The following is a 24,318-nucleotide window of genomic DNA, read 5'->3' on the forward strand; positions in this document are numbered from 1 at the left end:
CTGAGGAGGTGGGAACCCGGGCACGGCCGTACGGCCGTGCCCGGGGCTGCGCGGTGTGCGCGGGTCGGCCGGGCAACGGCCAGGTCGTGCGAGTGCGGTGGTGCGAGAGTCCGGCGGGCCGGTTTCCGTCGGCGGCCGGAGGTGGTCAGCAGCCGGGGCTGGGAAGCCCGGCGAGAATGGTGCGGGCGTGGGCGAGGAGCCGGTCGGCCACGTCGGTGAGGGGGTCCTCGTCGTCGGCGTACTCGGGTGTGTTCGGGTACCAGGTGGCGCGGGGCTCGATGGCCAGGGTGGTCCAGGTCAGGTTCGGGGTCAGAACCTCCACGGCGGCGGCATACTGATAGACAGCGTGGTCGCGGCGGATCCGCGCCCACAGCACCTGCCCGTCGACGTGATGGACGCGCGTGAGGATGTAGCGACTCAACTCGTCCGCGTCGAAGCTCTTGTCGACGATCAAAGCTGATCCACTCCCCTGGAAGAGGTATAGGGCGGCCCTTGCGCGGGCCGGGCGTGGTGGGATGCCCCAGCCCGGGGCGCCTGGCGGGACCGCCGTGCGCGGCGTCGGCGTCGCGCGATGGCGGGCCGCAGGCCGTCGGCGTCGATGGCGAACATGTCGAAGCCGGCGGCGTGGCCGGCGCGGAGCAGGTCGAGCAGCCTGGCATCGTTGAGGAGGGCGATCTGCGCCTGTATCGGCCGGCAGCGGCGTGGTGGGCTGCCGAGCCACTCGGTCCAGGTGATGCCGTGGCCGTAGTGGCGACCGCGGTACGTGCTGCGGAACGGTTCCGTGTTGATGTCGTCCGCAGACAGGCTTGGGTGGAAGTTCCCATCAATGTAGAGGCGATCGTCGAGGTCTCCGCCGCAGTCGCGCATGAGGTGCAGCGCGGGCGGTGTGTGGGTCACGACGTTGCCGTCGATGTCGAGCCGGTGGCGGGTGTTGATCGCGGTTTCGGCCAGGTGCAGCACCGTGGCCAGGTCGAACCAGAGCCGTAGGGGCACGCAGATTCATCCCTTCGGGTGTCGTGGGGCATTGGTGGGGTGGAGCCGGCCGGGCAGCAACACGGGTCCCCTTTGGGTACGAGGGAGGTGTGGCTGGCCCGACCGGTCTGCGGTCACGAGTGGTGCAGGGTGACGGCGAACAGCCGCTGGGACCCGTCGAGCGAGTCCAGGTAGCGGGCCGCCTGCTCCAGGTAGGTGATCCGGTCGGCGAAGAACGCGCTGGCCGGTTGCAGCCGGTCGCCGGCCTCGGTGAGGAAGGCGTCGGTGCACAACGCCCAGAGGGCGTGGTAGTTGGCGTACGCGCTGGCACCGGCCTGGAACATCTCCAGGTCGCCCAGGTCGAGGTGACCCGGACCGTACGTGGCGGCGTTGTACATGCGCATGGCCTGCACCTGCGGCTGCCGGTTGAACTCGGCGGTCGCGGTGTCCATCGGATACGCCGACGGGTCGGACAGGTGCTTGCGCAGGAAGCTCGGCCACGGGGTGGCCGCCTTCGTTCCCGCGACGACGCGGGCCCAGTGCGCGTGTCGCACGCTGGCCCCGACGTAGGCGCCGTGACGCATGCCGGCCAGATCGAGCAGGCGGACGGGTCCGCCGGCGCAGTACCGGGGTCCGGTCTTGGCCTTACGCAGGTCGATGAGCTGGCGGCGCTGCCACGGGTAGATGGCCGGGGAGGCCCAGTACCGGGGGCAGCTCGTGCCCGAGACGCCGAGGTGGCGTTCGAGTTGCCGGGTGCTGTCCAGCACTCGGGCCAGTTCGTCGGAGACGCAGACGATCATGGTGTGAACGACTGCCTCCGGGATGGCCACGACGGCCGGGGCGACCGTCGTGGTCGTGGTGGCCGCGGGGGCCGTCTTCTTGGTCATGCGGGGTTCTCCTTTGTGGGTTGGGCGTGCCGGGGGCACGCGGAGATAGCCGGTCCACTGGGTGCGTGGGCGACGGCTGGAGGTGGGTGGGGTTGGTGCGAGGTGGTGGGTGCGACCGTCGGGTTCGTCGCGGGCTGCTGGGCCGACCGGCCGCAGGGGGCGGGTGGACGTCAGGTGCCGGGAGCGGCGAGGGGTCCGAGGGTGGGACCTACCGGGGTGGGGATATATGGGTGTGTTGTAGTGCCGAGAACCGTAGCGGCCTGATCTGTCAGCGCGCGGAGCGCCGCAGATCCCGAAAAGGGGCCGGTGACCTGCGCTGTCAGACGTGGGCGGCGGTCGAGGGCGGCAATCCGCCGGGCCTTGACAGATCACCGTGATCTGACAGCGGGGAGTATGTGGTCTGACAGATACGGTGCCTGTCTGTCAGAGGGGCGTCTGGGTGATCGGTTCGGTGCCCGGCTCGGGCTCGAGGTCGCGGCGGACGAACCGGTTCGGGTTCGTGGCCGCGTACGGGCCGTGGTCGCTGGGGAGTTCGTGCAGGTGACGACGCCGGTCGGGGTCGCTGGTCAGGGTCCAGACGGGCCCTGCGGGGTTGGTGCCGCGCACGGCGGTGGCCATCGGCATCGCGGCGGACGTACCGGCGAGCGCGTCGAGGAGATTGCGCTCGCGTCCTCGGCTGGGAACCCAGAACAGGACCGGGTACCGGGGTCCGAACTCGGTCACCCGCTCGTAGGCGCGTAGCTTGGCCAGCACCCTGCCGAGGGGTTCAGTGCCGTTGTCATGCTCGAGGAAGAACCCGACGGTGGCGTCGCCGACGGTCCAGACGCCGTGGCCGTCGGGCTGGACCCCGGCGCCGCCGTAGGCGTCGGTCGCGTGCTGTTCGGACCACCACCGCTCCAGCCGCGCCCGCGAGTCGGTTCGGGCGTGGGCGAGCAGGTCGGTGAAGAAGTCGTTGACGCCGAGCAGGTGGCGCAGTTTGCGGCTGCCGACGATGCGGTCGGCGCGGTCGCGGTTGCTGCGCGGTGGTTTCGCGGCGGGGTTGTCGGGGTCGTGGTAGGCGTCGCGGTTGAGCCGCAGGCCGAGCGGTCCGAGCGCGTACAGGTACTGGGTCGAGTCGGCGGCGGCTTCGTCGACGAACCGGTCGACGGCCTCGATGCGGTGAAGCAGGGTCAGCCGCAGACGGGCGCTGCGGCCGGAGGGGAACAGTGCCTTGGCGACCTGGCGGGTGGACAGCAGGTAATGCTCGGCGAGCCAGGACAGCAACAGCCGGTCACGGGAAGTGAGACGACGGGTGTGCAGATACGGGTCGGATGAGGGCGAGCGAGGCGGAAGACGGCTGGACACGGCAGGTGCTCCTAGGGACGAGAGCCCTCCATACGGAGGGTGTCTGGGTGGGGTTCGACCACAGTGGTTGGTTGACACGCCGCGGTGCGGCAGGAACAGAACGTCACCGGTGATCTGTCAGCCGGTGTCGGAGATGAGGGTGGAAGGGGTGGTGGATGCCCATGGGGATCCCGCTACGGAAGCCGACGTCTGTCGCTGTGACAGATCGGTCACGACGAGGCCTTGCCGCTTCTGCGGCGCCGGTCGTCCGGTTTCTGGCTGTGCTGCTTGACCAGGGCGTCGATGGCGGAGGGGTCCTGGGCGGGGACTGCCTTGGCGACCTGCTGACGGATCGCGGTGGCCTCGCCGACCACCGGCAGCGGCGGGCGGGTCCGCATGGTGAACGCGGCGGTCTGCCGGCCGTCCACCACCAGGCGACCGACCGCGGTGTACGCGTCGAGGTGGGCCAGGTCGTGCTCGTCGAGTTCCGGCAGGGTGTGCCGGGCCAGCACGCGGGCGTCCTCCGGCGCCACACTGAAGTAGATCTTGTTGCGGGCGTTCGCGCTGACCGCGGCCAGGAGTTCGCGGGGGAACTGGGCGAGGTCCTGGTGCGCGAGGGTCATCGCGAGGCGGTACTTGCGGGCCTCGGCCAGCATCGTGTCCAGACTCGCGGCCAAGGTCAAGAAGTTCTGGGCCTCGTCGAGATAGATCGAGCAGTCCTTGCGCCGGTCGGCGGGGATGCTGGCGCGGGCGGTCGCCGCCTGCCACACCCGGGCCAGGATCAGCGAGCCGAGCAGCCGGCTGGTGTCCTCGCCCAACTCCCCCTTCGGGATTCGCACCAACAGCACCCCGCCGTCGAGGATCTTCGACATGTCGAAGCTCGACTTGGGGTAGCGCATCGTCTTGCGGACGAAATCCCGCAGGAGGAAGGCGCGTAGTCGGGCCAACACGGGGCCGATGATCTGGGAGCGCAACGCCGGGGACAGCTCGTCGTACCACTGCCAGAACCCGTGCAGCCCGTCCGGATCGTCCAGGTCCACGGTCATCGCCGACCGGAACTGGGCGCTGTTGAGCAGTGGCGGGATGTGTTGGAGGGTGACGTTGGCGTGCCGCAGCAGGGTCAGGCAGGACACCCGCATCACGTCGTCCATCCGGGGTCCCCACGCCTTGGAGAAGATTGACCCGAAGATGCTGACCAGGTTGTCCACGACGAGGTCCGGGTCGTCGCCTTCGAGGGGGTTCATCGCTGGCGGGTTGGGCTGGGCGGGGTCGAACAGCACCACCCGGTCGGCCATGGTCGCGGGGAGCCGGTCGAGGACGTCGAGCACGAGGTCGCCGTGCGGGTCGAGCACGATGGTGCCGCGGCCGGCCTTGATGTCGTCGAGGATCAGGTTGGCGAGCAGGGTGGTCTTGCCGGAGCCGGTCTGGCCGACCATGTGGGTGTGGTAGCGGGCGTCCGGCACGGACAAGGCGACGGCGTGGCCGCCGACCTCGGCGTCGCCGAGGACCTTGCGGCCCCGGCCACCCGTCGGTACGGCGACCGGGACCGGCATCGACTTGGCGCGGGCGCGGTCCAGGCCGGGCACGGCGAGGTCGCGAGGCAGCCCCGCCATCGCGGCGAGTTCCGGGGCCGAGGTGAGGAATCCGGCGCCGAGCCGCCGGGTGGCCAGGACCGCGACGGGTCGAGGCATCCGGGTTCGGTGGGCGAGCCGGTTACGGCCGGCGTAGACGGCGAACGAGGAGGCGACCGCGTCGGCGACGCCCCGCAGCCGGTGATGGGGCAGGGTGCCGTCGCGGTGGGCACGGGAGGCGACCGCGTACCGGATGCCGGTCTCCCACAACTGGTGGGAGGTCTTGTCGAGGATCGCCCGCACGTCCCGCTCGACCGTTGGGTCCCGGCGGCTGGCCGGCGCCGCGCCGGCAGGGCCGCGGGAGCGGCCGGGCAGGAAGATGTCGATCATCTCGGTCAGCGGCCCGGCCAGGTTGACCGACGGGACGGCGGTCTTGCCCTGACGCAGCCGCCCGGCGGCGCGCCGGGCCCGCCCCGCCCGGCGGGGCGCGGCTGGTCGGGCGAGGAGTTGCACGCAGGCGTACTCGCCGTCGTGCAACTGGGCGCCTGCGGCCATCAGGGCGCGCAGCGGGTCGGCGTCGTGGTCGGCGTTCAGCGGCAGCCAGTCGGCGGCCACGGGCAGCAGGTGACCACCCACCGCGGCGGCCGTCTGCGCCGGGATGGGGTCCGGGGCGGGTTCGCTGGTGGTGGCCGCGCCGGGCCACGCCGCGCGGACGGCGGCCTCGACCGCCCCGTTCGGGACGGTGCCGGGCACCCACAGGGAGATGATCAGCTGCCGGCCGGTCCAGGCGTACTGCCAGACAACGTGCGGGGTGCCGTGCAGCAGCCGTCGACGGCGGGACGGAGTGAGGATGCCGGCCAGGTTCGCCCACAGGGCGGCGGCACCGTGCGCGTCGACCTCGGGCGGCGGGGCGACGGTGACCAGCCGGGCACCCGTGGCGTGATACCGGTGGCGCCAGCCCGCGACGAGGTTGCGGCCGGCGATCCAGACGCAGAACAGGCCGGCGGCGACGCCCAGCAGCCAGGGCCGGTCGATGGCCCAGTCCGATGCCCGCAGGAGCCACTGGGTTGCCTGCGGCGGGGGGATGGTCGAGCCGGGATCGATGCCGACGGGGGTGGGCGACGGGGAGAACAGGAGGGTGACCATGACGTGTGTCCTTCGCGGTTACGCGCGCACGGCAAGGCGGCGGTGCCGCACCCGCGCTCGGGTGCGGCACCGCCGCCTGCGTGTCGACAGGGTTTGGCTAGACGCTGTCGGCGTCGTCGATCAGGTCGAGCGGGTTGGTCGTCGCGAGGGCGTGCTCCGCGTCGCTGGAGATCGCCTCGAATGCAGTCCGGTTGGAGCCGCTGATCAGAAGCCCGTGACCCCGTCTGGCCGCGAGCAGCAGCCGTCGTTCACCGGCGGTCAGGCCGAAGGCGTCCCCGACGGCGTCGATCGCCTGGGGGGCCTGGCGAAGCAGGATTTGCGTGGCGGCGTTGGCGACCACCGCTTGGCCGAGGTCGGTGCCGAGCACGTCGGCGGCGTCCTGGGTGACCACGGTCAGCCCGGTGTGCCGCTTGCGGCCCGCCTTGGACAGCCGGAAGAGGAACTTCGCGCCCTCGCCGTCGCGCATGAGCAGCCACGCCTCGTCGACCACGACGATGCGTCGCGGTGGCCGGCCGCCGACCGGGGGCGCGTCGACCTGCCGCCAGATCGAGTCGAGGGCGAGCAGGGTTGCGACAGTGCGCAGCTCGTCCGGCAGCTGCCGCAGCGACCACACGACGAGGTGACCGTCCGGCCGGGATGTGCTGGGCCCGTCGAACAGGTCCTTGAACGACCCGTCGACCCACGGGGAGAGTCGGGCGGCGAGCTGGGCCGCGGCCGGATCCGTGTCCGCGGCCAGGGTCGCGGCCAGGTCCCGCAGCAGCGGCGCGGGCCGGCGGTGGGTGCGTGGATCGGCGGTGATCCCCGCCTGCCGGTAGACGGCGAGGACGGCGCGGTCCAGCGCGGCCCGCTCGGCCGGCGGTGGCAGATGTCCGATCAGCACCGAGATGAGGGTGTGGAGGAACAATCCACGGCGGGTGAGCACGTCCGGCCGGGTGTCACCGACCGGAAGCTCAAGCGGATTGACCCGCACGCCGGCAGCGCCGAGCCGCACGACCGTCCCGCCGACCGCGTCGGCCAGACGCCCGTACTCGTCCTCTGGATCGATGATCGACACCTGGACGCCGGCGTACAGGTGCCGCAGCGTCTCCAGCTTCACGAGGTAGCTCTTGCCGGCGCCGCTGCGCGCGAGGACGACGCTGTTGTAGTTGTCCTGAGCGAAGCGGTCCCACCAGACCACACCGTTACCGGCCGGGTTCGTGCCGTAGAGCACGCCCCCGGTCGCCGCCGGTTCGCCCGGCAGCGGCGCCGGCAGGTCGGGGCTGGCCAGGGGAAACGCGGCGGCCAAGGCTGCGGTGTCCATGGTTCGCAGCATCCGCAGTCCGTCGGACGCCAGCGGCAGGGTCGTGGTCCAGCCGGCGAGCTGACGCCAGGTCGCCGGCTGCACCTCCAACAACGTGGAGGCGGCGGCGGCCTTGACCCGGGCACACGCCTGCAGCAGTTCCTCCTCGGAACGGGCGTGCACCGTCACGTACAACGCGACCCGGAACAGCTTGGCGGCGCCGCGGGCGAGCCGGTCGGCCAGGTCGGTGGCGTCGGTTGCGGCGGCCTCGGTGTAGGGGTCGATCAGCTTGCCCCGCTCGGCGTCGGCCCGCCGCGACGACTCCAGCCGTGCCCGCTGCTTACGCAGGCGGGCGGCGGCGATAGGGGCGGGCAGCGGGTCGATGTGCAGGGTGACGTCGACCCGGCCGGGGTAGGACAGCAGCGGCTCCAGCCACGCCGGCCCGACTTCGGCCGGGTACCCGGTGACCACGAGAGTGGCGGTATAGCCGTCGCCGACCCGCAGCCAGCGCGGGGTCACCTCGACGGAGGCGGGGGCGACAGCGCTGGCCAGCCCGGCCGAGGCGCGGCCGAATGGAGTAGTTTCGTTTGGGCGAGCACGGGAGCGTTGAATGCCCATCGCAGTGTTCTCCTCTCAGGGCTTCTTGCTGTTGGTCGGGGTGACGGTGATGACCGTGTCCGGGGCGGCCAGGCCGCCGGGACGCGGCGGCCGGTAGGGGTCGGCGGCGGCGACGAGCGCCGCGGTGGCTGCCGCGCCGTCGAGCGTTCGGGCGGTCACCCCGAGGCCGGACAACGCCCGGACGCTGTCGTCGGCGCGCCGCCGCGCCGCATGGCTGCCGTGTTCACCTGGCGCGGTGCGGGTGACCACGAGGACCTGGCGGCGCAGCGGGTCCCGGTGTTGCGCCAGGTCGGCCAGGAACGCGGCGTGGTCCGCGCACGCCGCCTCCAACGCGGGGTGCGGCTGGGTTCGGGCGGCGTCGGAAACCGCGCGGGCGTGGGAGGCGAGGTCGACCGGCTGGGCGGACACGACGACCTGCGTCGGCGCCGACAAGCTGTTGAGCCAGCGGCCGAACCCCTCGATCAGGGCAGCCTGCTCGGCGGCGGTACGCAGCGTCAGGTTGATGTTCGTGGCCGCGACGATCGCCGCCCGGTCACCGCCGACGGTGATCTCACCGTCGGCGCCGATCGCGTCGGCGGGCAGCCGCAGTGGCGCCGGCAGCGGGATCCGTCCCTTCGGCTGCTGGACCCACTCCGGCACCCCCGCCGCGGCGGATTCTCCAGAGGATGACAGCGCCTTGTGGCTGCGGGAGTGGCGGATCGCGTGCAGCAGCCACACGTCCATCGGCAGCCCGTCGCGGCGTCCGACGACCAGTCCGAACACGACACCGCCGACGACCACGCCGGCGAAGACGATGGCCTGCGGCGGGACAACGGTGCGCAGGCCGTTCCAGGCGCCGTAGAACAGCAGGCCGGCGACCGCGAGGATGGCTAACTGCCGCCAGGTCAGCCCGTATGCGACCTTGTCGGGGGCGTCGACGTCGGCGGGCATCCGTGCCCGCCCGGCGGCGTCGATCGCATCGTCTTTGATCATTTCGTCACCTTTCGGATGGCGGTGAGCCCGGGGACGGCGCCCGCGAGCTGCGGGACGACGACGATCCGCGCGACCGCGCCGAGAACGTTGGTGCCGCCGCGTCCGCCCTGACCGACCCACCGGCCGACCAGGCCGGGGATCTTCACCGTCGTCCACAGCAGGACGATCACGATGATCAGGTTCAGCACGCCGCCCGGTTCGAACGGCAGGCCCAGCACGGGCAGCATGTGGGAGGCGTCGAGCAGCATCCACTGGCCGGCGGTCAGGGTGAACGCCTGCGCGGACGGGATCGCCAGGCATGCGCCGTAGCCGCGCCACCACATCCGGGCGACGCCCTCGAGTGCGGGCACGGCGTGGCAGGCCAGGGGCAGCGGCGCGATCGCGGTCATCACCAGCAGGGCGATGAACCGGCCGATGAGCTGGAACGCGGTCATCACGATCAGCACGGCGATGACCAGCACGAGGATCAGGAACAGCAGCGGTGCGGTCGGATCCCTACCGGTCTCGATGTGGTTGCGTACTGCGGCGAACGTGGTGTCGCCGTCGTAGTTGCCGTCGCTGATCGCCCCGGTCACGGCGTTGGCGAGGGTGATGAGCTCCCGGCACAGCAGCTGGGAGAAGTGCGCGGCGACGAACCCGACGACCAGCCGGGGCGTGAGGTCCTTGACCGTGTACCGGGACCGTTCGTCGCCGCCGGAGACCATCATCATCACGCCGGCGGCGACGAACACCAGGACGAACGCGGTGTCGACGATCCAGATCGACCGGCCGGTCAGCGCCTGTACCTGGGGCAGCGCCGTGACCTGCGGGGTGGTGAGCAGGACATCGGTGATCAGACCGAAGATCACGGCCAGGCAGGCCAGGACCGCTTCGATCAGCCAGTCGATGACCTGGTCGAGGACCGGACCCATCAGAAACATCGGTCAGCCCCCGACAACGCCCTGCAGCAGCTGCAGCAGGATCGGGGCCAGCACCGCCAGGCCGTAGCCGATCAACGCGTTACGCAACGCGCCCTTGGCCTTCTCGACCTGGCCGGGATCCCCGCCGGCGGTGGCCCAGTACACCCCGGCGAGGACCAGGAACAGGGTCGCGAGTCCGGCCAGCAGACCCATGATCAGATTCTGGAGTTTGGTGATGACGACCGGCAGGCTGTTCGCCGCCAGGTAGGCGCCCTCGCCGGGATCCGCCTGTGCGGCGGCCGGAACGGCGAGGACAAGGACGACGACGCCGACCGCCGCGCACACGCGGCCGACTCGACCGACCGGGGACAGGTGGACAGACTTGTTGATGCGGATGCGGAGCATGGGGGGTCACCTCCCGCCCGCCGTCGATCACCGAGTGGGTGCCGGGCGGGGCGATTGCCAGAGACGGTCGAGGGACCGCCGCCGAGCGCGAGGTCGGCATGCCGCACCACTCCGGGAGGAGCTCGTCCTCCCTTTTCTGGGTGGTTGCGGTAATCGATGAGGTGTCAGCGCATGCGATGGCGCGGCACCCGGGGCGACACGGCAGGCGTCACCCCGCTGCTCGACGGCGGACGGGACCGGACCAGCGCTGCGTGGCTGCTCTCGCTTGTCCCGCACCCACCAATCGGCGTTTGTCAGACGTGGCGAACACTTGCCGATCTGACAGCGGTCTGACAGGGCGGGGCCGGGCACCTGACACGGCAGGCAGGCCATCGGCTGGCGCAGGCCAGGGCCTCTCCGGGCTTGCGAAGTCCGCCTTGGACGACCAGAACGGTTGTGGGCGCATCGGCGCCGGGCCCACAACCGTCAGGTGGAGCATGGGTCTTCGGTCTAGCGGCTACCGCAACCCCGCGGGTACCGGCTGGGCCGCGTGCGCCGGCCCGGCCGGCGCGGATGCTGGTCCGACGTTTCGCCTGCGCTGTGGTCGCCGCGACGGCGTCGGTCGACGCGACCTCGGTGAGTCCGCCCTCGGCGACGGCCTGTGCGAGCCGTTCGTCGGCGCGTGCCAGCCGCATCCGCAGCGCGTCCACGGTGATGCCGAGCCGGGCGGCGATCGGCTCCGGTGCCCGCCGGCCCAGCCGAACCTCGATCCACGGCTGCACGTCCGCCTCGTCGATGATCCGCAGGGTGCCGGCGCGCCGGACCAGCAGATCTGGGTGGCCGTACGGCATCTTCGGCGTGCGGGACCCAGCCGCTACGTGCTCGATGTCCTCCACTGGCATTGCCTGGTCGTCGGTCAGCCGTAGCCGCCGCCCGGCCCGCCACGCGGCCATGGTCAGCGACGCGTACAACGCTGGCCGGGTGAGGTCGAGGTGGTCGCGCAGCGCCTCCAGGAACCCGGTCAGCACCTCGCTGTCGATGTCGGCCGGGTCGCCCCGGTAGCCGGCGGACAGCTGCCCGGCGATCCGGACGAGCGCGGGCATCGCCATCCCGACTGCGGCGATCGTCCACTCCGCGCCCCGCAGCCGGGCGCGGAGAACCAGTTCCCGCCACACAGCGTCACGGCCGCCGTAGTCGCCCGGATGCTTGAGCAGCCAGTCCCGCAGCAGCGGCAGGGGAACAACACCGGACGGCAGGTCGGGATCCTTGCCGGTGTCATGAGCCAGGCTGTCACAGTCGAGTGTCAGCGACGCCGGATCGGATGTCAGCGCCGCGAACGCCGCGTCCGCGGCGAGCAGATGAGAGGTTGGCCAGTCCGGGGTGTCGGACACGGACATGTCAGAACTCCAAATGACAGAGGGACATCAGAGCGGGAACGTCGCCGACGGACATCGGCCGATTCCCGTAGGGGCAGTACGCCACCGGCATCTGACACGGGCATGACAAGCGCGGAACGGGCTCCTCAGACCCGCGCTCACCGTGATCTGACAGCTCGCCCAGTCGCGCCCGGCGAACGCCCCGTCAACCTCTGACAGATCGCCTTGAGCTGCGCTGTCAGTTCGACTACGGGCAGCGGACTCCACGCGGGAGCATCGAGCGCGGCCACCCCAAGGCGATGCTCGCGAGCCGACCCCGCCGTCCACAACTGTCAGACCTGACGACTCTGACACGCCTCACTGACAGGCTCCGCGCATGCCCGACCGTGGTGTCCGCGCCGCCAGTGTCAACGGCGAACGCCGATGACATCGACATGCCCCTGCCCGTGGTGTCAACGAAGCGCGCCAATGTCATGCCCTCGCCGGACATGTCAATGTCAACGACTCTCGTCGATGTAAGGGTGTTGTTCGCGCGTCCGCGTCAACGACAACTGTCGATGTCATCTCGGATTCAGGTGTTCGGCGTGGCGACCCCCCGATGTCACAAAAGCGGAGACCGGCTGGCGGAAGGGCGTCCACTCTTGGGATGGCGGCCCGTCCGTCGGCGTCATGACAGACACGGAGAGTGTCTGACAAGCGGTCTCGATTTGCCGCTGCCGGCAGCGCGGCCCCGCCCGATCTGACAACGGAAGCGTTGACAAATGCGGATCGTGCCTGTCAACGCACGTGCGGTATCCGGCCGCGCATGAGGCGGCGTCGAACAAATCGGGCGAAATGTGGACTGTCAGACGGGACGAGGTCGCTGTCAGATCGCCAAGTGTTCGCCACGGCTGACAAACGCCGATTGGTAGACGTCAGCGCATCACGGCGCGGCGCGGAGCCGACACCACATGAGCGAGCACTCCACGCCGCAGCCCGCCCGTCAGGGCGGCACCCCCCACATCCCTTCGATGGATCTGGTTTCCGGCGACCCGCCGGTACCGGTCACCGTCTGGCGTACCGCCCGAGGCGGCGACGACCAGAGCACGACCATCTCCAACCGGCTGGCGTACCGGCTGATCGCCGCCTACAGCCGGTCCGGCGAGGCGGTCGTCGACCTCACTGACGAGCACGTGCTGGACATCGCCTGCCTGCGCGGCGGTCGCCGGCACCACCCGGCCTGGTTCACCGGCACCTCCGCGCTGGTCGTCGGGCCGCAGACGCCGCAGCACCTCGACGAGCCCGACGACAACCTGGACTCCGACGGTCCGGACGAGATGCGGGCATGGTTCGGCGACGACCTGCGCGACTCCGACCCACTCCCCGGCGACGACCCGGCCGTCGTGCTGAGCGACGGCGACGACCTGCAGGGCCGGACCAGCCTCGTCGTGGCCACCTGGCCGCTCGACGCCAGCAGCGACGCGGCCAACCGGGTCCGCCTGGCCTGGCTGCTTGCCGCCTGCACCAGGCTGCTGCGCCCCGGCGGGTGCCTGGTCCTCGTCGTCGGGGTCCCGGCCGGTGCGGTCGCGACGCCGGAGGACTTCACGCCCGTCGTCGACGCCGCCGCCGGTGCCGGGCTCGGCTACCTGCAGCACATCGTCGCGGTCGCCGCCGACGCCGACGGCGACCGGTTCACCTACCACGCCACCGACGAGGAACTCCTGTCGTTGGCCCGGGCCACCGGCGCGCAGGAGTTCGTGCTCCACGTCAAGGTCCACGCCGACCTCCTCGTCTTCACCCACAAGGGCGGTGACCGGCGTGCCTGATCCCTCGATGAACAACACCACCGGCACGGCGGGCCCGAACGAGACGACCGCTGCGTGGCCGCTGGACCTGTCGGTCTGGGCAACCGCCCAGTCCACCGGCCCGGTCCAGCGGCGCGGCCGGTACGTTCCCCAGTCGGTCAAGCACCCGGCGAGGATGCTGCCCGCGATCGCCGCCCATGCCGTGCGCTCCTACACCCAACCCGGCGACCTAGTGTTCGACCCCATGTGCGGGATCGGCACCACGATCGTAGAGGCCATCCACGCCGGCCGTGACGCGGTCGGCGTGGAGTACGAGTCCCGCTGGTCTGACATCGCCGACCTCAACATCGCCCACGCCCACCGGCACGGCGCGACCGGCCGCGGCTCGGTGATCCGCGGCGACGCCACCCGGCTGACCGCGCTGCTGCCCGCCGCCCTGCAGGGGCAGGTCTCCCTCGTGGTGACCTCGCCACCGTACGGGCCGACCGTGCACGGCCTCGTCCGCCCCGGCACCGGCGGGGTCGCCAAGTTCGACAACCGCTACGGCGAGGACAAGGGCAACCTGGCCTACCGCTCGTCCCTGGCTGGGCTGGTCGACGGGTTCACCGAAATCCTGCGCGGCTGCCACGCCCTGCTGCGCCCCGGCGGGGTGGTCGTGGTGACCGCCCGGCCGTGGCGCAAGCGAGGCGAGCTGGTCGACCTGCCCTCGGCGGTCCTGGCCGCTGGCACCGCCGCAGGCTTCGTGCCGCTCGAGCGGTGCGTCGCCCTGCTCGCCGCCGTCCGCGGTGGGCAGCTCGTCGCCCGGCCGTCGTTTTTCCAGCTTCAGCAGGTTCGCAAGGCCCGCTCGTCCGGGGTGCCGATGCACCTGATCGCGCACGAGGACGTGCTGGTGCTCGGCAAGCCGCAAAGGTCCGGAAGTTCCCGCGAACCCAAGTGTTCTCACGGGGAACCGGAGGGCCCTGGTGCCCCATCCTCGCATGTCGGCCCTTGTGTTCCTGGCGAAGCTGAGGAGCCGTTGCCATGAATCGCAGGAAGGGGGATCCCGGCCTCGGCAGCTGCGAGTTCGGAGCGAATCACTTCCAGCAGACGGCCGATCCAGTTGGTGGCTCGTTCGCTACCGACGGACCAGTAGGCGGAGTCGAAGTCGACGTAGATGACGCGGGCGTCGCCGCTGGCGAGCAATGTCTGTGCCATCTGCGTGTGCTGGGTGTACTTGGCACGCAGCAGGATGGTCATGACGGCCAGACGTGCCGAGGCCCAGTCGGCGCGGCGGGGTGCCTGCTCGGCGAGTTTGCCGGCGTCGTATCCGCGCGCCGCCGCAGCGATCTGGTCGTGCCAGTGCGGGTCGGGAGTCGACAGCGCCCAATAGGCGTGTGCACGGCCGTTTCAAGATCATTATGACGGTGGGTGACAGTTGCTGTGGTGACGTGTCGAGTAGGGACGAAGCTCCGTTAGGACGAGGTCTTCTCAAGGATCTTGTCCACCCGGAGCTTCGTCATGTCGCATTCTGTCACCCCCGCTGTCGATCCGGTGTCGACGCCGGTCGTCGGGGACGTCGCGTCGTCGTGTCACGACCTGCTGGAGCTGTTGTTGGCGGTGTCCGACGGCCGGTCGGCACAGGGCCGTGACCATCCGGTCGCGGTCGTCCTGACGCTGGTGGCGGCCGCGACCGTGGCCGGGGCGACCGGCTACACCGCGATCGCGGGCTGGGTCGCCGACGTACCGGCCGAGGTCATGGACAGCCTCTACGAACGGGTCGGGGCCAGACCGGCGGGACCGCCGTCCCGGTCGACGATCTGGCGGGTCTGCACCGACACCGACACCGACGTGCTCGACGCCGTCATCGCCGAATGGACAACGACGCGACACGCCCACGTCAGAGCCGGCGCGCCGACCCAGCTACGCCTGGACGGCAAGACCGTGGGCGGCGCCGTCGGCGACGACGGGAACCAACTGCACCTGCTGTCCGCTCTCGCCGGGGACCCGCGACCGGGCGCGGTCGGCGTCGTGCTCGCCCAGGCACCGACCGACGGCGCGAAGACCACGGAGCCGGCCACCGCCCGCGCCCTGCTGCAGACCCTCGACCTGCCAGGCATGACCGTCACCGCGGACGCGTTGCACACCGTCAGGGCGACCGCCGAACTCATCCACCACCACGGCGGCCAGTTCATGTTCCCGGTCAAGGAGAACCGGCGGACCCTGTTCGACGCACTCAACGCGCTGCCCTGGGCCGACACACCGCCTGACCTGGAAAGCGTCGACATGGGACATGGCCGCCGGACCCGCCGCACCATCCGTGTCCTGCCCGCCCCGCCCGATCTGCCGTTCCCGCACGTCAACCAGGTCTGGCTGATCGAACGCTACGTCACGCACACCGCCACCGGGAAACAGTCCGCCGCCGCGCAGCTCGGCGTCGCCAGCCACACTCCCGACCAGGCCGGCCCCGCCGAACTGGCCGCCTACAACCGGAGCCACTGGGCCATCGAGTCGTTGCACTGGATCAGGGACACCTGCTACCGGGAAGACCGGTCGACCACGCGTACCCGGTCCGGGCCCCGCGTCCTGGCCTCGCTACGCAACCTAGCGATCAACGCCCTACGCCTGGCCGGCCGAACCGACATCACGGAAGCCACCAGATGGGCCGCCCGCGACATGACCAGGCCATTCGCCATCCTCAACCTCACCAGATGATCTTGAAACGGCCGTGTAGGCGTGTGTGACGCTGGGGTAGCTGTTGGCGCCGACGGTGATGGCTGCCGGGTAGTCGTTCTGCAGGACTTCGACGCCGGGGGGATCCGGCCAGCCGCGCGGGTAGACCGTCTTCGGGATCGTCAGCGTGGGCCGCATCGGGTGTTCGGGGCCATCGGCTGGGACCCGCGCGTCCCATGTCTCGATCGCGATCTCGCGCTCGCGGAAGTACGCGACTGCCTTGGCCCGCTTCTGCTCGGTGACGACCGGGCCGTCTGGCCAGCCGTGCAGTGGTTCGCCCAGGTCGGTGATCAGGATCCGCAGTGGAGCGTCCTTGCGGTCCATGTCGCCGAGGGCGTAGGTGCGCAGGTGCTCGGGGATTGCCAGGTAGCGCTCGCGAAGCGTGCGTCGGTTGTCCTCGGTGGGGTCGGCCAGGTAGGTCGTTGCTGCTTGCAGGCATCGATCGGTGGAATCGGGCCGTCCGTTGAGCCGGTCGATTTCGTCGGAGGCCTCGCCGAGAAGCATCTCGGCGTTGATGGCGGAGCGGGGCTCGGTGAACCGCCACCCCGCCAGGTGGTGCGCCGATGCCCACGCGCCGTCTTCGAGGGTGGTCGCGACTTGGCCACGGCGGAGTTGTTCGGCCAGTCCGTCGAGGTCGGTGAGTCCGCCGGTGCCGCAGTCGATCGCGCCGTCGGCGTAGATGACCAGGTCGGTCAGGAAGTACGTGTCCATGTTGCGGGTGAAGATGTGCCGCCAGGTGCCTTCGACTCGTTGGCCGTCCACATTGCGGTAGGTGCGGCGATATCTGGTCACCGGCGCACCGTAGTCCAACCGTGCCGGGACGGTTGTTCTGCCCTCGCGGGCTGCTCAGTGCGGCGGCCGGGGTGGGGTCTGCAGGAGGATTCGGGCGTTGGTGGCGTACCGGATGGCCGTGTCCTCGCTGACGGCGAAGACCGCGGCGATGTGCAGCGGGTCGCCGCCGGTGGCGATGGCCTCCTCGAGCTGGCGGTCGATGCGCAGTCGTTCGATGGTGGCGGCCAGTCCGCGCATGTTCAGGATCCAGGTGTGGCTGACCGGGCCGTGCCGCAGGGCGCTTTCGGTGCTGACGAGCAGGTGCGGGTTGGTGGTGTTCGGCCAGCGGCGGTGCCGGTAGTCGAGCCAGTCGAGCAGTGCGTGGTGGGTCAGCTCGTCGAGCGGGCGGTCGTGGCCGGCGATGGTGATGCGCCGGCCGGGCAGGTCGACGTCGTCGAGGTGCATCGCGCGGATCTGGCCGGGGCGCGCCGCGTGGACAGCGGCCAGTACGAGGAAGAGCCGGGCCTGCGGGGTTGTCGCGGCTGTGACGGCCTGGTTCAGCTCGTCGGGACGCAGCGGCTGCCAGATGGCGTCCTCGACGCGTGGCCCTCTGACCCGGGCGGTCGGATTACGAAAGATCAGGTTGCTGTGCTTGGCCCAGCCGAACAGCGACCGCAGGGCGGTGGTCGCGGTCTGGCGTGGGTTGCCGTGCAGCGTGTCCAGATACGTGCTGACGTCGTCACGGGTGACCTCCCGCAGGTGCTCGCGATGCCGCGCCCAGTCGGTCAACGCGGGCACGGTAGCGGCGACATAGCCGCGAACGGTCTCGACGCGCCGGGCGCGGGTGCGTGGTCCGCCATCGCGCAGGACCCGGGCCCACCGCAGCACATCGCGCTGAATGGGCGGGGCAAGGTCGGCGAGTTTGGCGTGCAGCCATGGTTCGAGGGCGGCCGGTCGGTCATCGTCGACGACGGCCATGGCGGCGAGGATCTCGATGACGTAGTCGAGGTTGGTGCAGCGGCGCACGACGATGTCCGCGAAGTCGCTGACCCGGATCAGATCGCCTTCCTGGTAGTTGGCGAGCAGCATCACCAGGACCCGTTGCATTCCCCGGCGTGTGACCGGGGCCCAGCCACGGGCCTCCGCGTTGGTGTGGGCCAGGTGCAGTGCCCAGGCCAGCCAGGGGTTGTCCGGCGCGGGGCCGTGCCGCAGATCGATTGCGGCGTAGCGGTAGCTGCGCACTCCGGCGTCGAGCAGCGGCGGCTGGATACATCCAGTGACCGGCCGGGCGGCCGGCGGTGGTGGCGGTTTGAGAGGCCGGCCCCTGGCTCCGTAGCGTCGCGGCGCAGCCCGGGGCGGGGCCGTCCGCCGGTCCATGTCGGCGAAGAACAACTGCTGGTGCCGGATGTCGCGCAGGTATGGCGCCAGCACTACCGCCGATCGGGCGTCCTCGGCCAGGACAGTGCGATCGGTGCGGGCTTGGCACCAGCACAGCCGGCAGTAGCCCTTCTTCAGCCGTTCCCGCCGCAGGCAGGCGCCGCACTCGCCCGCCTGATGCCCGTGTCGGGGCGCGGCGAAGTTGTAACAGGCCATGCAGACGCCTTGGGCGAAGGTCAGCCCCCAGGCCAGACACGCGGCGCAGGTGGTGACGGCTCTGCGGACAGTGCTGCCGTCGCGCGCTCTCGCCACCACGGTTCAGGCCGGTGGCAGGGAACGGCCGTCTCGGCGTCGGGGCACCACCGCGAGCGGTGTGGCGCCGGCTGCCCGGGAGGCCACCTGACCGGCGTCCGTAGGACGGGCCACCGTGTCCGGTTCGGGGAGGAGCAGATCACCGACCTGGCAGCCGAGCACCACGCAGATGACGTCCAGGTCGGCGAGCTTGACGGTGACCGGCTGCCCCGACCACAGGCCGGACATCTTGCCGGCCGAGATGACCAAGCCATGCTCGGCGAGCTGGCGTTGCAGGTCAGAAGCCTTCCAGATACCACGCTGGGCGGCGACCAGCCGCAGGTTCCACCGCATTCACGTGACTCCTTCAAGCCGCTGCGCGGCCCGTTGCTGCGCAGCCAGCCACGCCTCTTCGATCCGCGTGCGGTGCACGTGGACGTAGCGCATCGTGGTGGCGACCCAGGCGTGTCCGAGCATCTCCTGGATCGAGATGAGGTCCACTCCGTTCAGGTAGAGCTGCGATGCGCAGAAGTGTCGCAGCACGTGCGGGGTGAGCCGGTCGGTCCACACCGGCAGGTGCACGGCGACCGCCGCCGCGAGCGCGGCCCGGACGGCGTCGTAGCCGACCCGGCCGCCGGCCCGTTCGGAGGGGAACAGCGGGGCGCACGGCCGGGTGTGGTCGTCACCGAACTGGCCCCACACGTCCTCGATGAACCAGTGCAAAGTCCGGCCAGCGTGGTTGATCAGTGGCACCATCCGCTCTCGAGGACCCGAGCCACGCGAGCCCTTGCCGTGGCGAACATGCAGCTTGCCGAACCGACCGAGGTCCCATTTGATGTCGGCCAGGTCGAGCCGGCGGGCCTCGTTGACCCGCAGTCCGGCCTCGGCCATCAGACGGGCCGCCGTGTAGTTACGAGCGGACGGGGCGAACTTGCGGCAGCTGGCCAGTTCCTGCGCCCAGCCGGTGAACAGGGCGGTGACCTCGGCCTCGCTGGGCGGGATGCGCAGCATGGCGTCCTTGCTACCGCGCGGGCGGTTCATTTCGTCTACCGGGCAGGTCACCACTCGGCCGGTCATGGCATGCAACTCGGTCTGGTAACGCAGCTCAAGGAACGTGAAGTAGGTGCGCAGCGCCTGCGACCGGGCCAGGCGGGTGCCGCTCGGCGCGCGGCGCATCACCCGCCCGAAGTAGGCGTCCGCGTCCGCCGCTTCCATCTCCCACAACGGGCGGCCGAACCACGACCGTACCTGCTCGAGATGGCCCACGTCGCCGCGGATCGTCCCGTCGGTGAGTCCGGCCGACGCCCGCGCCAGAACGAATCCGGCCAGCGCATCCGTCTCGAACCGTTCCAACTCCTCGGCCGACGCCAGACCACGTCGCTCGCGCAGATCACGGACTGCCGCCAGGCCCAACCCAAGCCCCTCACGTTCGAGCTGTCCGAGATTTCCCCGGATGCCTTGATAACGCTTCAGAAATCCCGAGGTGACGTCATCACACCCGCCCCGACCAAAATCACCCAGATCACGCTCACCCAGAAGGCTGCGCGATCAGATCGCTACCGAAACCCAAGTGATGTCGGACTGATCTCCGGCAGTTCAGGCGAACCCGAGGGTTCATTGCCGGAACCGCAGCAAACTTTGGGCTGAGTCTCGAACACGGATTCCGGGTTGGTGGGAACCCTGGGGACCGAAGTCGGCGAGGGGACAGGGCGTGGCCCCTGCAGAGATTCGGTCCTACCGGTGAGTTCGTCGGACAAGGGCCTGAACGCGGGCGGGATGTCGTCGCGCACGGCGGGACAGGGCGTCGCCGCAGCGACTGGGTTGATCTGGCCGGCGGGTTCGGAGCCGGCGCAGCGGACTTCGACGTCCGGATCTTGGTGGGAAACTTGCTGGCGGCTCGGCGGCCTGCCCGGCCTGCGGAAGCTGCTGCGGCTGCGCCGGTGGGCGGCGCGACAGTTCGGCTACTGAGGTCATGTCACTGGGTAAAGAGGACGATGTACGACCAGCATTACACCGTTTGGCCACGTGCGTAACGGATGAGTGCACTCACAGTGATGGCATTGCGTGATAACCGTCACGAATCGAACCGCTGCATCCAATCGGCATCAACCGGTCAACCGGCTGCCGCCAGGATGGTTGCCGTCCGTGTTCGAGCGGAGACTCAGCGCACCTGCCGCTTGACCTCGTGACGCTTCGTGTCGGGGGTAGTAGATGATCGAAGATGGTCGACACAATGCTGGAGTCGCAGAACCCGATCTGTGGCGTAAGCGTCTCATAGGGGAGGAACGCCCATGCCCGTCCGAGGGAATCGACTCAAAGGCGTCGTGATCGGCGCCGTGACGCTGCTCGGAGTGACGCTGGTCAGCGGACCGGCTGTCGCCGAAGATGGCGCGGCGCCGACGGCCGAGCAGCGCAGGACTGCGCTGCTGGATTCGGTTTCGGCGCAGCCACAGCCGGTGCGTGGACCGGCGCAGGAGACCACGTCGCTCAACTCTCGCGGTGTCGAGCGCACTATCGGTCAGCAGGCCGCGAAGCAGAGCTGTGGACCGGCCGTGAACGGCGCGCAGACCTGCGTGACGATCGGTGCGGCAACCAAGGCGACGCCGGGCCGGCTGCACCGCAACGGCACCCTTGCGCCGATTCCGTTCCCGACCTGGTGTACGAGCAGCAGCACTCTCGGCACTCGTACCCAGGCGTGCTACTACTTCGGAGTCACGGTCACGAGCAGGCAGACGGTCAACGGCCAGACCACGATCACCGGTCAGGCATTCCTGGACGGGTTCAGCCTGTCGTACACCTCGACCAGCATCGAGACCTTCGGCCATCAGTTGGGCTTGGTCATGTGGGACGGCTGGGGAGCGGCGACCAGCGCCGTGGTCAGCGGCTTCGCCGACGGCGGCGGTCCGTGCTCGATGGATTCGTCCAGCTTCCCGGCCCAGCCGCTGCTGCCGATGGACAGCTGGAAGGTCGGTGAGTCGTTTTTCACCATGTCTTCGACTGCGTCTGGCATCGTCGCATACTGCGATTCCGACTGGGACCTGGTCTTCTCTATACCGGGACACTCGTCCGGGTCGGTCGATGACATTGCGATGGACGACGTGCGGTGCGACAACGCTACAGGGGCCAACGGTTCCCGGCCGGCACGGCCCGGTTGCGTGATCTACTGGTACGCCTCGCAAATCACCTACAGCCAGTCTCAGTACCCGTCGTTGGCGGCGCACGTGTCGCTGGCTCAGGGTTCCGGCCTGCCGGGCAACAGTTTCAACGCGCCGCTGGTCCGCACCACCAACCAGGCCACGATCACCGCCAATCGGAACCTTGCCTGCGGCGACGCGCCCAGCATCGCCGGGCGCAGCTGCGACGAGTATCCGTTGGCCAGCACTCAGCAAGGCCTGGCAGCCGGCGGAAGTCGCCGGTCGTTCACGGGTTGCAACATCAACGCGCCGCAGGCCACTGGCCCGACCGGCGCTAGTGCCTGCATGATCACTGCATCGGAGAACAACGCCCAAGGCGGATTGCACGCCAGGTTCTACTATGACTGGCGCATCCTGCACGGCGACCCGTTCCTGGTCCTCGTCGGGGCATAACGGCGGCGGACGGCCAAGCCGTCACACCGCTGACGGGCCGATCCGGTCCTGGTACCGTCATCTGGGGCCAGGACCGGACGGCCTGCACCATTAGGGCGATGGCCAGCAGATCCCATCCGGGGGGTGCGATGGCGACGGCGACCGTGTATGTCACCGACCACTCGTTCGGCGTGTTCGACACCGACGAGATGCCGATCGAAGCTGTGGACTGGACGACCGGCCTACTGGGCCCACTTGCCGCCGGAGCGATGATCTACACCGGTGTCGACCGTGGTCCGGTACACGTCAGCGTTGACGTGCGGACCGAGCCACCAGACGAAGTCGTCACCGACGGCTGGGACGACATCGTTGAGGCCACCGTCAACGCCCCCCACGGTCAACTGCGGGTGCACAGCCTGGAATACGGGCCAACTGACAGGCCACCGCCGCTACCGATCCTCAGCCCCGCCGGACCCGGCAGCTACCGGATCCGCGTCCACGCCCGCGACCGCGACCTGCACTACGACCTGGCTTGCACCGAACCCACCGAGCGCTACCTGCTAACCGTCTGGCCCGCACCGCCCCTGCCGCCACTCGTCATCCGCGCCACTGACCGCTGCGGTTACGGCATGCGACTGTCCTGGCTGCACCGGCCAACGGATGCCTCGACGCTCGGCCCGCCACCGGGACCCGATCCAGCAGACGAGCTAGCACACCAACGGCTGATGCACGCGCGTCAGCAAGCCCACCGCCCGAGCCGTCAATGACCAGCCCATCACCAGTAGCGGCCCAACCGCGGTCCGGTCCACCCCGACCAGGCCCAGCAGCCATCAAAGCCGCTTCTGTCACGCTGCCCCTACTCCTCGGTCTGATGAGCCTGACAGGGTGCGGGTCCGGCCAATCCCGCCACCCGCAGCCCCAACCCGCCCAGGCGACCGCCGAACTCAACGTGACCATACAAACCCCCACACCCGTCGCCGACCAGAACAGCCCACCGGCGGCCCAGGACCTGGCCACCGTCGCCGCCTACGCCGCTACCTGGCTACGCCCCGACCTCCCGCGCCGCCAGTGGATGACACGCCTCACGCCGCTCTGCACCAAAAGACATGCCACACTGCTAGGAACACATGACCACACCACCAACCCTGACGGCCGGCCAACCGGACCCCCCACAATGATTGACCACAACCCCGGCCTGCGTACCTACACCGCGCCGGCCGACACCGGCATCCTCACCGTTCATCTTGTCGTCGAAGACGGGCGCTGGAAGGTGAATGCAGCATACTTCCAGGCCCACCGATCCTCCCGGCAGGCACCACAACCAAAGCCCAGCACCACTTTGCCGAACCGCTGATCAGACGTCGGCAGCGGGTAACGGGCAGAGATCTTGGTCGCTTACTGTCTTACCTGGAACCCTTTTCCTCATCGATCTCCTGCATCGCTGCTCCCGCCCTGAGCTTGCGAGATCAACTTGGAGAGAGTCAGTGTTGAGCGGGGTTGCCGGTTTCGGCGTGGGGGTTGCCGAGTCGGCTGATCGTGGTGGCGGTGCCGGCCCTGTTGCCCATCTCGTCGTCGTGGCCGGGGCTCATTCCTGCAGATGTTGTCCGGCAGGTGGCGTGGGGTGCCGGCTGTGTTCGGGCTCGGGTTGAAGTAGCGCGTGGGCGTTGGCGGCGTACCGCACGGCGGCGCGCTCGCTGATCGCGAAGACCTTGACCAGATGCAGCGGATCGCCGCCGGTCGCGATGGCCTCCTCCAGTTGGCGGTCGATACGTAGACGCTCGAGCGTGGCGGGAAGTCGCCGCAGGTTCAGGATCCAGGTATGGCCGACCGCTCCGAGCCGCAGCGCGGTGATCTGGTTGACCAGCAGGTGCGGGTTCGCGGTCCGGGGCCAGGTGCGGCGCCGGTGTTCGAGCCATTCCAGCAGTACCCGGTAGGTCAGGTCGTCGAGCGGTCGGGTGTTGCCGTCGATGATCAGTGACCGTCCCGCGAGGTCGAGGTCGATCAGCTGCATAGCCCGGATCTGGATGGGGCGGGCCGCGTGGGCGGCGGTCAATGCGACGAACACGCGGGCCTGCACTGTGTCGGCGGCAGCGATGGCGGCGTCGATCTCGACGTCCGTTAGCGGCTGCCAGACCGGATGTTCGCGTCGTGGCCCTTGGATGCGCACCGTGGGGTTCCGGAAGATCGTGCCGGTGCGTCTGGCCCAGCCGAACAGCGACCGTAGCGCGTACAGGGCCGTCCGTCGTGCCTCGCCGTGCAGGGTGCCCAGGTGGGCCACGACGTCCTCGCGGACGACTTCCGCAGATGGGCGTACCGGGCCGACCGGGCCGCGACGGCCAGCGATGCGGCGGAGACGTAGGTCCGCACGGTGGCGAGGCTGCGCGCCCGCGTTC

Annotated in this window: 23 protein-coding genes and 1 pseudogene; 8 read left to right on the top strand and 16 right to left on the bottom strand. The window is 70.0% G+C overall.

Annotated elements, in window-relative coordinates:
* Positions 1 to 145: 145 nt before the first annotated feature.
* The 10 genes and pseudogenes from EDC02_RS38195 to EDC02_RS38240 all read right to left on the bottom strand — a co-directional run.
* Positions 146 to 454, bottom strand: coding sequence for a hypothetical protein (locus EDC02_RS38195; RefSeq protein WP_123606937.1), 309 nt, complete (start codon positions 452 to 454; stop codon positions 146 to 148).
* Positions 451 to 960: a hypothetical protein gene (locus EDC02_RS38200; RefSeq protein WP_233606648.1), complete on the bottom strand. Its 510-nt coding sequence runs from the start codon at positions 958 to 960 to the stop codon at positions 451 to 453. Before EDC02_RS38200 ends, EDC02_RS38195 begins: the two co-directional genes overlap by 4 nt.
* 146 nt (positions 961 to 1,106) lie before the next feature.
* Positions 1,107 to 1,859 (bottom strand): hypothetical protein, encoded by a 753-nt coding sequence (locus tag EDC02_RS38205; RefSeq protein ID WP_123606939.1) that lies wholly within the window; start codon positions 1,857 to 1,859, stop codon positions 1,107 to 1,109.
* 423 nt (positions 1,860 to 2,282) lie between these two features.
* Positions 2,283 to 3,203, bottom strand: coding sequence for a replication-relaxation family protein (locus EDC02_RS38210; protein WP_123606940.1), 921 nt, complete (start codon positions 3,201 to 3,203; stop codon positions 2,283 to 2,285).
* Between the two features lie 209 nt (positions 3,204 to 3,412).
* Complete coding sequence (locus EDC02_RS38215) at positions 3,413 to 5,899, bottom strand: type IV secretory system conjugative DNA transfer family protein (protein ID WP_123606941.1); 2,487 nt, start codon at positions 5,897 to 5,899, stop codon at positions 3,413 to 3,415.
* Between the two features lie 97 nt (positions 5,900 to 5,996).
* Positions 5,997 to 7,796 carry a VirB4 family type IV secretion system protein gene (locus tag EDC02_RS38220; protein ID WP_233606649.1) on the bottom strand — a complete coding sequence of 600 codons (1,800 nt, stop codon included), beginning with the start codon at positions 7,794 to 7,796 and terminating at the stop codon, positions 5,997 to 5,999.
* 15 nt (positions 7,797 to 7,811) lie between these two features.
* Positions 7,812 to 8,768, bottom strand: a complete 957-nt coding sequence (locus tag EDC02_RS38225; RefSeq protein WP_123606942.1) for a PrgI family protein — start codon at positions 8,766 to 8,768, stop codon at positions 7,812 to 7,814.
* Positions 8,765 to 9,679, bottom strand: a complete 915-nt coding sequence (locus tag EDC02_RS38230; RefSeq protein ID WP_123606943.1) for a conjugal transfer protein TrbL family protein — start codon at positions 9,677 to 9,679, stop codon at positions 8,765 to 8,767. The genes EDC02_RS38225 and EDC02_RS38230 overlap by 4 nt, the downstream gene beginning before the upstream one ends.
* 12 nt (positions 9,680 to 9,691) lie before the next feature.
* Positions 9,692 to 10,072 (bottom strand): pilin, encoded by a 381-nt coding sequence (locus tag EDC02_RS38235; RefSeq protein ID WP_123606944.1) that lies wholly within the window; start codon positions 10,070 to 10,072, stop codon positions 9,692 to 9,694.
* A gap of 494 nt (positions 10,073 to 10,566) precedes the next feature.
* A pseudogene (locus tag EDC02_RS38240) lies at positions 10,567 to 11,448 on the bottom strand (hypothetical protein); the annotation flags it as partial.
* A 929-nt stretch (positions 11,449 to 12,377) separates the two neighbouring features.
* On the opposite strand from EDC02_RS38240, the gene EDC02_RS38250 reads away from it, so the two are divergent.
* Both EDC02_RS38250 and EDC02_RS38255 read left to right on the top strand, forming a co-directional pair.
* Positions 12,378 to 13,232 (top strand): hypothetical protein, encoded by an 855-nt coding sequence (locus EDC02_RS38250; protein WP_123606946.1) that lies wholly within the window; start codon positions 12,378 to 12,380, stop codon positions 13,230 to 13,232.
* Positions 13,233 to 13,239: 7 nt separating this feature from the next.
* Entirely contained in the window at positions 13,240 to 14,235 is a 996-nt protein-coding gene (locus EDC02_RS38255) for a TRM11 family methyltransferase (protein ID WP_123607470.1), read from the top strand.
* On the opposite strand, the gene EDC02_RS38260 is transcribed toward EDC02_RS38255, so the two are convergent.
* Positions 14,151 to 14,570 (bottom strand): NADAR family protein, encoded by a 420-nt coding sequence (locus EDC02_RS38260; RefSeq protein ID WP_370461631.1) that lies wholly within the window; start codon positions 14,568 to 14,570, stop codon positions 14,151 to 14,153. The genes EDC02_RS38255 and EDC02_RS38260 overlap by 85 nt on opposite strands.
* 138 nt (positions 14,571 to 14,708) lie before the next feature.
* Between EDC02_RS38260 and EDC02_RS38265 the strand changes: the two genes are divergently transcribed.
* A complete protein-coding gene (locus EDC02_RS38265; RefSeq protein WP_123606894.1) occupies positions 14,709 to 15,902 on the top strand; it encodes an ISAs1 family transposase in 1,194 nt (397 codons plus the stop codon).
* Here EDC02_RS38265 and EDC02_RS38270 read toward each other — a convergent pair.
* The 4 genes from EDC02_RS38270 to EDC02_RS38285 are packed head-to-tail and all read right to left on the bottom strand — an operon-like array spanning position 15,807 to position 19,625.
* On the bottom strand, positions 15,807 to 16,712 hold the full coding sequence (locus tag EDC02_RS38270; protein ID WP_233606650.1) for a DUF1768 domain-containing protein: 906 nt from the start codon (positions 16,710 to 16,712) through the stop codon (positions 15,807 to 15,809). The genes EDC02_RS38265 and EDC02_RS38270 overlap by 96 nt on opposite strands.
* A 54-nt stretch (positions 16,713 to 16,766) precedes the next feature.
* Entirely contained in the window at positions 16,767 to 18,380 is a 1,614-nt protein-coding gene (locus EDC02_RS38275; protein ID WP_233606651.1) for an integrase, read from the bottom strand.
* Positions 18,381 to 18,386: 6 nt separating this feature from the next.
* Positions 18,387 to 18,713 carry a helix-turn-helix transcriptional regulator gene (locus EDC02_RS38280; RefSeq protein WP_123606948.1) on the bottom strand — a complete coding sequence of 109 codons (327 nt, stop codon included), beginning with the start codon at positions 18,711 to 18,713 and terminating at the stop codon, positions 18,387 to 18,389.
* Positions 18,714 to 19,625: a tyrosine-type recombinase/integrase gene (locus EDC02_RS38285; RefSeq protein WP_233606652.1), complete on the bottom strand. Its 912-nt coding sequence runs from the start codon at positions 19,623 to 19,625 to the stop codon at positions 18,714 to 18,716.
* On the opposite strand from EDC02_RS38285, the gene EDC02_RS42180 reads away from it, so the two are divergent.
* From EDC02_RS42180 to EDC02_RS42185, 5 genes are all read left to right on the top strand, one after another.
* Complete coding sequence (locus tag EDC02_RS42180; protein ID WP_233606653.1) at positions 19,617 to 20,006, top strand: hypothetical protein; 390 nt, start codon at positions 19,617 to 19,619, stop codon at positions 20,004 to 20,006. The genes EDC02_RS38285 and EDC02_RS42180 overlap by 9 nt on opposite strands.
* A gap of 93 nt (positions 20,007 to 20,099) precedes the next feature.
* Positions 20,100 to 20,327: a hypothetical protein gene (locus EDC02_RS38290; protein WP_148083814.1), complete on the top strand. Its 228-nt coding sequence runs from the start codon at positions 20,100 to 20,102 to the stop codon at positions 20,325 to 20,327.
* A 323-nt stretch (positions 20,328 to 20,650) separates the two neighbouring features.
* Positions 20,651 to 21,946, top strand: a complete 1,296-nt coding sequence (locus EDC02_RS38295) for a hypothetical protein (protein ID WP_123606951.1) — start codon at positions 20,651 to 20,653, stop codon at positions 21,944 to 21,946.
* A 98-nt stretch (positions 21,947 to 22,044) separates the two neighbouring features.
* Positions 22,045 to 22,692: a hypothetical protein gene (locus tag EDC02_RS38300; RefSeq protein ID WP_148083815.1), complete on the top strand. Its 648-nt coding sequence runs from the start codon at positions 22,045 to 22,047 to the stop codon at positions 22,690 to 22,692.
* Positions 22,693 to 23,099: 407 nt separating this feature from the next.
* Positions 23,100 to 23,279, top strand: coding sequence for a hypothetical protein (locus EDC02_RS42185; protein WP_233606654.1), 180 nt, complete (start codon positions 23,100 to 23,102; stop codon positions 23,277 to 23,279).
* 231 nt (positions 23,280 to 23,510) lie between these two features.
* Here EDC02_RS42185 and EDC02_RS38305 read toward each other — a convergent pair whose 3' ends face one another.
* Positions 23,511 to 24,203 (bottom strand): integrase, encoded by a 693-nt coding sequence (locus EDC02_RS38305; protein ID WP_123606953.1) that lies wholly within the window; start codon positions 24,201 to 24,203, stop codon positions 23,511 to 23,513.
* Between the last annotated feature and the right edge of the window lie 115 nt (positions 24,204 to 24,318).

The sequence above is a fragment of the Micromonospora sp. Llam0 genome (assembly GCF_003751085.1).
GTDB lineage: Bacteria > Actinomycetota > Actinomycetes > Mycobacteriales > Micromonosporaceae > Micromonospora_E.